The 1,394-nt window shown below is 68.0% G+C and carries 2 protein-coding genes; one reads left to right on the top strand and one right to left on the bottom strand.

All coding sequences use genetic code 11. From position 1 onward, the window contains the following. The coding region (locus tag ACFP9U_RS25005; protein WP_378625582.1) for a L,D-transpeptidase at positions 1-506 on the top strand (506 nt) is incomplete at its 5' end. A gap of 88 nt (positions 507-594) precedes the next feature. Here ACFP9U_RS25005 and ACFP9U_RS25000 read toward each other — a convergent pair. Continuing rightward, positions 595-1,394: heterodisulfide reductase-related iron-sulfur binding cluster (locus ACFP9U_RS25000; protein WP_378625580.1), on the bottom strand; the 800-nt coding region annotated here is incomplete at its 5' end.

The following is a 1,394-nucleotide window of genomic DNA, read 5'->3' as shown; positions in this document are numbered from 1 at the left end:
CGGCTGCCGTCCGCGCCCCGCGGCCGCGGCCCTATTACGCTGGCCAGCTCGATCCCGAGTTCCTCCCGCAAACGGTGCCCTACGATGGCCCGCATGCGCCGGGTACGGTGGTGGTGGATACCGGAAGGCGCTTCCTTTACCTGGTCGAGGAAGGTGGCGTGGCACGCCGCTACGGCGTCGGCGTCGGCAAGCCGGGGTTCGAATGGGCCGGCACGCACCACGTCAGCCAGAAGCGTGAATGGCCGGACTGGCGCCCGCCCGCGGAGATGATCGCGCGGGAGAAGCGCAAGGGCCGCGCTCTGCCGACCTTCGTCAAGGGCGGGCCGCAGAACCCGTTGGGCGCGCGCGCCCTCTATCTGGGCTCCACGCTCTACCGCATCCACGGCACCAACGCCCCCTGGACGATCGGCAAGGCCGTCTCGTCGGGATGCATCCGGATGCGCAACGAGGATGTGATAGAATTGTATCGGCGTGTTCCCGTCGGCGCCAAGGTCGTGGTAATCTGATTCGCAGTTGAACGGGGGATGGGCCCGGTCGAGGGGTTTTGCCGGACCATCTGAAAAGGCAGCATCTTGGAAGAGGTGCTGCCTTTTCCTATTCGGCAGCGACGATTTCCGGACCGGGATCGGGCAGGCCCTCGGGCTTCGGCCCGCCATAGGCCCAGTCGACGAGTTCGACCGTATGCACGACCGGAAGCCGCGCGGCCGCGGCGATCTGCGTGATGCAGCCGATATTGCCCGTGGCGACGAGATCCGCGCCGGTGGCCTCGATGCTCTTCACCTTGCGGTCGCGCAAGCGGCGCGCGATCTCCGGCTGCAGGATGTTGTAGGTGCCGGCCGAGCCGCAGCACAGATGCCCCTCGCGCGGCTCCTTCACGGTGAAGCCCGCGCGCGCAAGCAGCGCCTTCGGCTCGCGCGTGATCTTCTGGCCGTGCTGCATGGAGCAGGCGGAATGATAGGCGACGGTAAGGCCCGGCGCATTCTCCGGCTCCGGCAGATCGAGCCCGGCAAGATACTCGGTGATGTCCTTGGCCAGCGCGGAGACGCGCGCGGCCTTGTCCGCATAAGCAGGATCCTGCCGCAGCATATGGCCGTAATCCTTGATGGTCGTCCCGCAGCCCGAAGCGGTGATGACGATCGCATCGAGCCCGCCGCCTTCGATTTCCCGTATCCAGGCATTGACGTTGCGCCGGGCGAAGGCATGCGCCTCGTCCTCCCGGCCCATGTGATGGACGAGGGCGCCGCAGCAGCCTTCGCCTTCCGCCGCCACTGTCTCGATCCCGAGGCGGGCGAGCAGCCGCGCCGTTGCCGCATTGATGCCGGGATCGAGCACGGATTGCGCGCAGCCGCCGAGCACGGCGACCCGACCCTGCGGCGCACCTTTCGGCGACGCCG

It is taken from the genome of Nitratireductor sp. GCM10026969 (genome assembly GCF_042660605.1).
GTDB lineage: Bacteria > Pseudomonadota > Alphaproteobacteria > Rhizobiales > Rhizobiaceae > Chelativorans.
The sequence above is the reverse complement of the archived record's forward strand: the minus strand, read 5'-3'. Positions and strand labels throughout refer to the sequence as shown.